This is a genomic window from Pinirhizobacter sp. (genome assembly GCF_035317885.1).
Taxonomy (GTDB): Bacteria; Pseudomonadota; Gammaproteobacteria; order Xanthomonadales; family Rhodanobacteraceae; genus Pinirhizobacter.
The window spans coordinates 1-3793 of record NZ_DATHFX010000244.1; the positions used below are offsets into that span (position 1 = coordinate 1).

The following is a 3793-nucleotide window of genomic DNA, read 5'->3' on the forward strand; positions in this document are numbered from 1 at the left end:
CGTAGGTCTTCGACGGAGCGCCTTCTTTTTTGTCCACCGGAGTGAAAACCGGCTTGTCCCAACCGCCTTTCACCGTATAGCGCTTGCCCGAGGCCTTGTTCAGGCCGCGCCCGAGCAGGCCCTGCACGGCGAAACCTGCCGCCGCCCCGACCGGTCCGCCAGCCAGGGCACCGACCACCGGCAGGCTGTTGCCAAGGTGGGGCACTACCAGCACCTGCTGGTCGTAATCGCGTGAGCGCAATCCGGTGCGGCCGGTGATGGTGATGTCCGCTGCCGGCCCGCGGATCTGCAGGTTGTTGGTGGAGGCGTTGCCATCGGCCAGGTGGAAATCGCCCTTGATCGAATCGAAGGAAAGGCCCTTGCCAAGCACGTCGCCGAAATCCAGCGACAAGCGCCGCGGCAACTCCGACAGCGAGACCAGGCCGAACAAACGTCCCACGCCCGGCTGCACCTCGGGAATCCGCCCCTTGGCCACGTCCACCCGCAGCTGGCCGTTCATGTTGGCAAGCGTCAGCGCCGACGGTCCACCAGCCCAGCTGGCGTCCAGGCGCGCCTGGGTACGGCCGCCTTCGAACAGGCCGCCGAAACCGAGGGCATCGAGCATGCCGCCGAGGTTCTCGGCGGCAAAATCCATCGCCAGGTGCGTGCGGCTGGCCGTGGCGTTTCCATCCCAGTCGCCGCTGGCGGTGACCTGGATGCTGTTCGACTGGCTGCGCAGCTGGTCGATGTGCATGCCTTTGTCGGTGGGCCAGGTTTCCAGGCGCGCCTCGCCGAGCTTGGCATCGCCCAGCCGCAGGTCGCCGATGAAAAGGTGCAGCGGCGGCACGCTGGCCGGCGCGATGCCGGGCTCGACCGGCTTGGGTACCGGCGGCGCGGCTGCCGTAGCGCCTGCGCCGTCGGAGGGCACCGCCACGGATGCTGCGGGTGCCTTGGTCCCGGCTTTGCCCTTGGCGGCGGCAGTGTCGTCGCGTGGCCAATAGACACGCGGCAGCCGTGCGGTCACGCCGCGGCGTGCGAGATCGCTGGAAGGCACGTCGAAGCTGCCGACGAGGTTGGGGCTGTCCACGGTGATCTTTAGCGCGTCGGGGCCAGGGGTAGCCACCAGGTGCATCTGACCGAAGTCCTGGCCGAACACCAGCGCGTGATCGGCGTTGATGTCGATGCCATCCAGGCCCGGGCCCTGCCCGCTACCGCCGAAGCCGGTGGCGTACTGCACCCATCCGGAAACATCCACCACGTCGCCGTGGCCGGCAAAACGCATGCCCTTGTCCGGCAGCGTGGCAGGCATGGTGGTGCCCAGGTTGAAGGTGGCGGCAAACGGCGGCCCCTTGTCGGCGCCCAGGCGCATGCGCGCACGCACCGCGTCGCCCAGCGCCAGGCGCAGTTCCGCGCCGTCGGTCGGCAGGCCCAGGTCCACGCTGATCGGCAACGCCGCGTCGGCCTTCTTCTTCGCAGGCGCTGGGAGCTTCAGCTCGATGCCGCGAAGGTCGGAGCTCACGTGCAGGGCCTGCGTGGTCTTGTCGTTGCCTGCACGGGAGACATCGAAACCGACATCGAAGCTGGCGCGGCCATTGGCCAGGTCGCCGAGCCACTTGATGTTGTCGTAACCGGCAACGAGTTCGGCGACGGAGAAATCACCTTGCAGGCGTGCGTTGAAGATCTTGCCCGGATCATCCGTGCCATCGGCCACACCCAGCTCAAGCGTGGCGGGCCGATCACGGTAGGTTGTCTGCAACGGACCGGCCTTCATGCCCTTGCCGTCGAAGGTAAGGGGACCGGTGAGCTTGCCCAGCTTCAATCCCCAGGCATCGGCCACGAGGTCGGCGCCTTTGAGCTGGGCCGTGCCCTGCAGGTTGAAATCCTCGCCTTTCTTCAGCGGCATCACCAGGCGGAAGTCGAAGCTGGCGTCGCCGCCGAGCTTGAGCTTGTCCAGCGTATCGGCGCTGTTGCGCGCCACCGGGCTGTTGCGGACAAAGTCCAGCAAGGACGCCGCCGAGCCTCCCCCGGAGACGCTAAGGTCCAGCACGGAATCGGCGAAGTCGGCGATGGTGGCCTGGGCCTTCTCCGCGTGCACCTGGCGTGCCTGGCCCGCGGCCACGTCCACCTGCATGCCGTTGTCGACGAAGCTCGCCACGGCGTTGACGTGGTCGGCCGCCGGCCAGCTATCGCTGTAGTCCAGGGCGAGGTCGCGAAGCACGGCGCGACCTTCGAAACGACCTTCGTTCCCCTTGAAGGGCCAGTCAGCCAAGCTCCCGCGCACCAGCGCCGAGGCGGATTCAATCGTGCCTGCGACCAGCGCGCGGTCGAGCCAGCGGATGGTGCCCTCGGGCATGGACCGGTAGGGCCAGAACAGCTTGGCGGCGGAAACCTGCGCTCCTGAAATGCTGGCGTAGAGATCCAGGCACGGACGGCCGCCGGCATCGGGGAAACGGATCTCGCCACGGGCCTGGCCGGCGAACTGCTCGCCGGTGAAGTCGAGCGTATCCACCCCCAGGTGCCAATTGCCCTCTTCATGCCAGGCGGCGATGTCGCCGTCGATGGCCGACATCAGGAAGGGTTTGCGGAACACATTGGGAAAGGACACCGTGACGGCCTGGCGTGGCAGCTGCAACGCCATCGCGCTGCCATCGCCGCGGACATCGCCCTGGAGGTGGTCGATGCCGGGAAGATTGCCCACCGCATCGATGCCAAGGCCTTGAAAGCTGGCCGCCACCGAGCGCGTGTCGACGTCGTCGCCCCAGTGCGCGGTGGCGCTGGTGAGTTTGCCGCGTGGCCGTCCCCTGGCCAGCCACGCCGCCACGCCCGGCGGAGTGGAAGGCAACAAGGCGGCCCAGGGCAGCAGTGGCGCAAGATCCACTTCGTGGGCCGCGATGTCCATGTTGCCCTGCGTGCCGATGGTGAGTGCCAGCACGCCCTTGTCGTCGGCGGCCCAGAGCACATGGTCGCCATCGGTGCGTCGCTGGAAATCGACCAGGCCGTGCAGCCCGGTCGTGGCCACGGCCTGGGTGGGCCCATGCATGGCCAGATTGGCCAGGTCCAGGCGAGCAACGCTACGCACCACCACGCCGCGGCGCCAGTCGTTCCACGCCTGGAAGCTGCCGTTACCCGCGCTCACGCCATAGCCATCGACATCCAGGTCGCCGACCATGGCCTTGAGGTCGACATTGTCGGCACGCGCGTAGACCCGCCCGAAGCTGCCATCGTCGGCGAACAGGCCCACCGCATGCACGCGGCCGGGGCTGCCCACGCGCATCAGGTCGCCGGCAAAACGCAGGTTGCCGCCACGCTTGCGCAGGTGCGCCTGCGGACTGCGCAGTTCAAAACGGTGGCCGGTGCGTTCATCGAGCAGCGACAGGCCGAAATCGCTCACCCAGAGGTCCGCCGAGAGATCACCCAGCGAAGCCTGCCGTCCGCCGCCTGCACCAAAACCGTCGACATGCCACACACCCACCGTATCGCGGCGCAACTGCAGGCGCACACCTCCCAGGCGCAAGTTCAGCCAGTTCCGCGAACGCATGAACAGAGCACCGAAATCGAGCTTGAATTCAGCCGTGGGCAACATCAGCGGCGGTGCGCCGTCGGCACCCTGCAGGGTGACGTCATGCGCCACCAGGACGGGCCCGGATGGCTGCCAGTGTCCTTCCAGGGTTGCAAAGCGGATGTCGCGGTGCAGGCGGTCGCTAAGGATCGCCGCCACGCGCGCGGGGTAACGTGCCGCCAACGGCAGCAACAACTGCCCCAGCGCCATCGTCACGGCGGCAAGGATCAACACACCGGCGACAAGGCCGATGAT

The 3793-nt window shown here is 67.7% G+C and carries 1 protein-coding gene; it reads right to left on the reverse strand.

Going from position 1 to position 3793, the window contains the following annotated elements; all coding sequences use genetic code 11:
* The coding region (locus VK519_RS07940) for a YhdP family protein (protein WP_324348808.1) at positions 1-3793 on the reverse strand (3793 nt) is incomplete at both ends.